Genomic DNA, 5577 nt, shown 5'->3' on the forward strand with positions numbered 1-5577 from the left:
GGCGGGGGGTCCCCGGCTCCAGATCCGCTGAGCGACGGGTCGACCTGCTCGCGCACCCAGTCGGCATAGGCCGAACTGGCCTCGAGTGTCTGCCAGAGCAGTTGCGGCAGCTCGTAGGGGTGGTAACGGGCGATGAAGGTCTCGACCACGGCCCGGGCCTCGGGCAGGGTCTTGACGGTGAGGCGCACCTCGGCAGCCGCCTGCACCTGGCCCTGCCAACGGTAATGCGACTGCAGCCCGGGCTCGACCTGCACGCAGGCTGCCAGGCGGGCCTCGACCAGCCCCCGGGCCAGGGCCTGGGCTTCCTCCTCGGTGGGCACCGTGGTGGTGAGGCTAGCGATGGTGCGCGGGCTGGCGGCTGGGGCCATGGGTTCGCTCCTCGATGAGGCGGCCCGGCAAGGGACCGAAGCGGACATTGTGGGGCATGGCTGGGGTGGCCAGGCGACAGGTCGATCCGGCAGCAACCCGAAGCGCCAGCCCGGCCTCGGCGCCTTGAACACCGAAGGCGCCTGGGCTTCACCCGGGGGTCTTAGCACTCTCCCGCGAGGAGTGCTAATATTTCCCCACCCATGAAAAGAACTGACGTCATGACCCCTTCCGTGCTCCATACAGGCGCAGGACTGGCCGTGGCCAGCCCCTGGTCCATGGTGCCCTCGCTGGGCAATCTGGACGCCTATATTTCTGCCGTCAACAAGCTGCCCCTGCTCACCCCCGAAGAGGAGCAGGAATACGCCCGCACGCTGCGTGACCACGACGACCTGGACGCCGCCGGAAAGCTGGTGCTCTCTCACCTGCGCCTGGTGGTTTCGGTCTCGCGCAAGTACGTCGGCTACGGTCTGCCGCAGGGCGACCTGATCCAAGAGGGCAACATCGGCCTGATGAAGGCCGTGAAGCGCTTCGACCCCGACCAGGGCGTGCGCCTGGTGTCTTACGCCCTGCACTGGATCAAGGCGGAGATCCACGAATACATCCTCAAAAACTGGCGCATGGTCAAAGTGGCCACCACCAAGGCCCAGCGCAAACTGTTTTTCAACCTGCGTTCGATGAAGCAGGGCTTCAAGGACGAGGCCGACGCCCCGACACACCGCGACACCCTCACCGCCGCCCAGGTCGATGTGATGGCGCACGACCTTGGGGTCAAGCGCGAGGAAGTGCTCGAAATGGAAACCCGCATGTCCGGCGGCGACGTGGTGCTCGACCCCACGCCCGCGGGTGACGGCGAGGAGGCCTTCGGCCCCATTTCCTACCTGACCGACGCACGCCACGAGCCCACCGCCGTGATCGAGGCCCACCAGCGGGACCGCCTGGCCAGCGACGGCCTGGCCGCCGCCCTGGAGCAACTCGACCCGCGCAGTCGCCGCATCGTCGAGCAGCGCTGGCTGCAGGTGAACGACGACGGCTCGGGTGGCCTGACCCTGCACGACCTCGCCGATGAGTACGGCGTGTCGGCCGAGCGCATCCGCCAGATCGAAGTGGCGGCGATGAAGAAGATGCGCCAAGCCTTGGCGGCCTACGCCTGACGCGCTTGGGCGCGGCCTGCCGCCGCACCCGGCTCCCGCGAATCCGCCTTCCGGGTAGGAGCCATCCCCGTCCGCTCCATCCGCTGCCAAGGGCTAGGACCTCAGGGCAAGCACTGCTTTTTTCTGTGGATGCGGGCAATCACAATTGCACCCCATGAACCGACAACAGCCCCCCTCCCCCACCCGCCGCGCCACCCTCGGCGCCCTGTCTGCACTGGCCTTGGGTGCAGTCGCCCCTGCGACGCTGGCACAGCCGGCCGCCTGGCCCAGCCGCCCGCTGCGTCTGGTGGTGGGCTTTCCCGCCGGCTCTTCCCCCGACCTGACCGCCCGTACCCTGGCCGAGCCCCTGTCCAAAGCACTGGGCCAGCCGGTGGTGGTGGAAAACCGGGTCGGCGCTGGCGGCAACATTGCCGCCGATCTGGTGGCCAAGGCCACCGACGACCACACCCTGGGCTTGATGATCAATGGCAACATGACCATCGCCAAGCTGCTGAATCCGGCGCTGCCCTACGACCCGCTCAAGGACCTGGCACCGGTCAGCCTGATCGGCAGCGCGCCACTGGTTCTGGTGACCGATGTCACGACGCCCGGCGAGACCGGGCGAGACCTGATGGAAGCCGCACGCAAAGGCGGCAAGGCCTGGAGCTATGGCTCGCCGGGCGTGGGCACGGTAGCCCACATCGGGATGGAGCTGCTCAAGGGCAAGGCCGGCATCGACCCGGTGCACGTTCCCTACCCGGGTAATCCGCAGGTAGTCACCGCCATGATGGGGCAACAGGTGCAGCTGGCACTGCTGCCCCCCGGTATTGCCCTGCCCCAGGTGCGCGCTGGCAAGCTCAAGGTGATTGGCGTCACCTCCAGCAGCCGCAGCGAGCTGGTGCCGGATTTTGGGAGCCTGGACGAGCAGGGCTTGACCCGCGGCTACCGGCTTGAGGTCTGGAACGCGGTGGCAGCGCCGGCTGGCATGTCGCGCGCGAACCTGGCGCGGCTTTCAACCTTGGTGTCCGAGATCGTGCGCAGCCCTGAGATGCGCCAAAAACTCACTGCCCAAGGCTGGCAGGTTGCGGGCACGACCGCCGAGGGCCTGGCAAGCCGGGTGCAGGCCGACACCGCCGACCTTGGCGCGGTGATCACCTCGCGCGGCATCAAGGCCGAGTGAGGACTGTGAGGGCGGTGGGCGCGGGCCTGCGCGAGGCTTCAGCGCTCTTTGAGCAGCAGCTGCAGATCGCCCAGTAACACCTGCGGGCCAGCGCCAGGCCTCAGGTACAGGCGCAAACGGCCCTGGGTGTCGTAAATGAAGCTCGCGGCCGAGTGGTCCATGGTGTAGGCACCGGGCGTCTTGCCCTCGACCTTTTTGTAATAGACCTTGAACTCTTGCACCACTTGAGCGAGTTGCTCGGGCGTGCCGCGCAAGCCAACGAAGGAGGGGTCGAAGTTGGCGATATAGGCCTTGAGCACCTCGGGCGTGTCGCGCTCGGGGTCGACGGTGACGAACACCGCCTGCAGCTTGTCGCCGTCAGCACCGAGCTGGCGCTTGACCTCCACCAGATCGGTCATAGCGGTCGGGCAGACGTCGGGGCACTGGGTAAAGCCGAAGAAAACCACCACCAGCTTGCCGCGGAAGTCTTGCAGGCGGCGCGTCTGGCCATCGAAGTCGGGCAGCTCGAAGCCGCGGGCGTACTTGGCGTCGGTCAAGTCGAACGACTGAAACGGCTGCTTGCCCTCGCAGCCGGCCAGACCCAGCGTGGCGGCGAGTCCCACCGCCAAAAAGGGCAGCGGGGAAAACAGCGACAGGAGGCGACGGCGTTGCATGGCGGGAGGCCTCACAGCAGAAAGGGGAGCGGCGGAAGGTAGTGGTCTACCAGCAGGGCGGCAAAGAGCAAGCTCAGGTGCACCAGTGAAAAGCGGAAGGTCTTGCGCGCGAGCGCGTCGGAGTATTCGCGCCAGAGCCGCCAGCCGTATTGGCAAAAACGCAGGCTCAGGGCCAGCGCCGCCACCAGGTAAAGCCAGGAGCTCATGCCGGCGGCGAAGGGCAGCAGACAGGCGGCACCCAGCACCAGCGTGTAAAGCAGGATCTGCAGGCGAGTGAAGTCGCTGCCATGAGTCACCGGCAGCATGGGCAGGCCAGACTTGCGGTAGTCCTCCACCCGGTAGAGGGCCAGCGCCCAGAAATGCGGCGGCGTCCACAGAAAAATGATCAAGAAAAGGATCAGTGCGTGCGGGTGCACATCGCCCGTCATGGCGGCCCAGCCCAGTACCGGCGGCATCGCGCCCGAGGCGCCGCCGATCACGATGTTCTGGGGGGTAAGCGGCTTGAGAATGACGGTGTAGATCACCGCGTAGCCGACGAAGGTGGCGAAGGTCAGCCACATGGTCAGCGGATTGACCAGCGCATAAAGGACCCAGGAGCCAAGACCGCACAACAAGGCAGAGAACAGCAGGGTCTGTGTATCAGAGAGCTCGCCATTGGCGGTGGGACGCCAGGCGGTCCGCTTCATCTTGGCATCGATGCCTTTTTCGACCAGGCAGTTGAAGGCGGCGGCGGCGCCGGCTACGAGCCAGATGCCGGCACTGGCAATGACGGCCAGGCGAATGTCCTCCCAAGTGGGGACACCAGGTACCGCGAGCACCATGCCGATGAGAGCGCAAAAGACGATGAGCTGCACCACGCGCGGCTTGGTCAGGGCGTAGAACTGGGCAATACGGTTCATGGCTTCGCCCCTTCGGGCGGACGGGAAGATGCGAAGACGGCGGGCGCCGCGGAAGGAACACGGCGCGCTGCTTGGCTGGTGCCAAGCGCCCAGGTGAAGGCCATTACCAGGGCGCCAGCGCCGCCCGTGTGCAACACCGCGGCTGCCAGCGGCCAACCCATGATGACGTTGGACAGGCCAGTGGCCAGTTGCAGCAGGGCCAGCAGCCCGAGCGCGCGCCCCTGGGCCCGCAGCCCGGCGCGGCCCAGGTACCAGGCCAGCGCCCACAGCACCGGCAACAGCAGGTAGGCCATCAGCCGGTGCGCGTAGTGGATGGCGGTAAGGGCAGCCATGGTGATGGCCTCGCCCGCGCCGGTCTGGCCCAGGGGCCGCCAGAGTTCGAAGGCCTGGCGCCATTCCATCGCGGGCCAGAAACTGCCCTGGCAGGCGGGAAAGCCATCGCAGGCCAGTACCGCGTAATTGGTTGACACCCAGCCACCCAGGGCCAACTGCAGCCAAAGCAGGGCGAAGCCCGCCCACAAGGACGCGCGCAGTGCAGGCGATATCGGTTGGCGCAGATGGCGGCCATCGGCCTGGGCATAGGCCAGGGCCTGCCGGGCGATGAGGGCCAGCAGCACCAGGCCTCCGAGCAGGTGGAAGGTCACGATCAGCGGCTGCAACTTCATCGTCACCGTGAGCGCGCCGAAAGCGCCCTGCACACACACCCAGATCAGGGTGGCGAGCGGCCAGCTTGGGCCGATGCCCGCGGGCAGCTCACGCCGGCGCAGCCAGCTGGTAAGAGCCAGGGTGAGCAGCAGCACGCCGACGCCGGTGGCCAGATAGCGGTGGATCATCTCGATCCACGCCTTGGTGTGGGTCACCGGGCCATTGGGCATCGCGGCCTGAGCCTGGCTGATTTCGGTGTGCGCGCCGAAGGGGCTGGCGTCGCCGTAGCAGCCGGGCCAGTCGGGGCAGCCCAAGCCAGAGTCGGTGAGGCGGGTGAAGGCGCCAAACATCACCAGATCGAAGGTGAGAAAAAGCGTCAGCGCGGTCAGTGCCGCCAGCCGCTGGGCCAGGGGTCGCTGCCGATTGCGCAGCCAGACCCAGGCCAGCGGCCCAGCCGCCAGCACGAGGCCCAGGGCCATGAGGCGAAAAACCGGCTCCAGGTTGTAGAGCGGAACTGCGTCGGCCGTGTTCATGGGCGCCCTGCCTCGTCCCAGCTCGCAGAAGCCCGCATCAGGCGCTCGAGGTCGCGCTTGGCACTGGCCGCGCCTTCGCGATCGAGCCGCGCGGGAAACCGCATCATCCAATTGCCACGGGGGTCGACCAGGTACAGGTGGTCGACCAGGGCCTGACCTGGCGCAGGC

Annotated in this window: 6 protein-coding genes; 2 read left to right on the plus strand and 4 right to left on the minus strand. The window is 67.3% G+C overall.

The genetic code is table 11. The annotated features are described in order from the left end of the window. A partial coding sequence (gene cutA, locus QE494_RS14045; protein ID WP_300044197.1) for a divalent-cation tolerance protein CutA occupies positions 1-368 on the minus strand: 368 nt, incomplete at its 3' end. 219 nt (positions 369-587) lie between these two features. On the opposite strand from cutA, the gene rpoH reads away from it, so the two are divergent. Further along, positions 588-1520 (plus strand): RNA polymerase sigma factor RpoH, encoded by a 933-nt coding sequence (gene rpoH, locus QE494_RS14050; RefSeq protein WP_300044199.1) that lies wholly within the window; start codon positions 588-590, stop codon positions 1518-1520. A 154-nt stretch (positions 1521-1674) separates the two neighbouring features. After that, positions 1675-2679: a tripartite tricarboxylate transporter substrate binding protein gene (locus QE494_RS14055; protein ID WP_300044201.1), complete on the plus strand. Its 1005-nt coding sequence runs from the start codon at positions 1675-1677 to the stop codon at positions 2677-2679. 38 nt (positions 2680-2717) lie between these two features. On the opposite strand, the gene QE494_RS14060 is transcribed toward QE494_RS14055, so the two are convergent. Genes QE494_RS14060 through QE494_RS14070 form a run of 3 tightly spaced genes read right to left on the minus strand, consistent with a single transcriptional unit; the run spans position 2718 to position 5409 of the window. Further along, the gene (locus tag QE494_RS14060) at positions 2718-3332 is read right to left on the minus strand and encodes an SCO family protein (protein ID WP_300044204.1); all 615 of its coding nucleotides are present in this window, start codon (positions 3330-3332) and stop codon (positions 2718-2720) included. Between the two features lie 11 nt (positions 3333-3343). Continuing rightward, entirely contained in the window at positions 3344-4231 is an 888-nt protein-coding gene (gene cyoE / locus QE494_RS14065; RefSeq protein ID WP_300044205.1) for a heme o synthase, read from the minus strand. After that, entirely contained in the window at positions 4228-5409 is a 1182-nt protein-coding gene (locus QE494_RS14070) for a heme A synthase (protein ID WP_300044207.1), read from the minus strand. Before QE494_RS14070 ends, cyoE begins: the two co-directional genes overlap by 4 nt. Between the last annotated feature and the right edge of the window lie 168 nt (positions 5410-5577).

The organism is Ramlibacter sp., from assembly GCF_029866045.1.
GTDB lineage: Bacteria > Pseudomonadota > Gammaproteobacteria > Burkholderiales > Burkholderiaceae_C > Ramlibacter.